The following is a 253-nucleotide window of genomic DNA, read 5'->3' as shown; positions in this document are numbered from 1 at the left end:
TTTTGCAAACTTCATCACCTTAATTTCATTCTAATATCACAAAAATGGCTCAACAATACCCCAAGAATCAAATTGTTGCCAAGCACGGCCCATATGGGTCTCAATGCCCTGAGAACTTTTGCTTGGTACTTGAAGGAAGTGAAAGCATCAAAGAAGTGATCATAAGGCACGGTTTCATTGTGGATGCAATCGGCTTCGTCGTCGCCAAGCCGTGCGGTAACACCGTCACTAAGATGTTTGGTGGTCACTGCGG

General features: G+C 44.7%; 1 protein-coding gene. It reads right to left on the bottom strand.

Annotation, left to right across the window (positions count from 1 at the left end; translation table 11 throughout):
• Positions 1–14 precede the first annotated feature (14 nt).
• Positions 15–253, bottom strand: a 239-nt coding sequence (locus ILT46_RS12240; RefSeq protein WP_233397240.1) for a hypothetical protein, incomplete at its 5' end; no start/stop codon positions are given.

Source organism: Qipengyuania sp. YIM B01966, from assembly GCF_016461955.1.
Classification (GTDB): Bacteria; Pseudomonadota; Alphaproteobacteria; order Sphingomonadales; family Sphingomonadaceae; genus QFOP01.
This window is presented reverse-complemented; position numbering and strand designations above follow the sequence as displayed.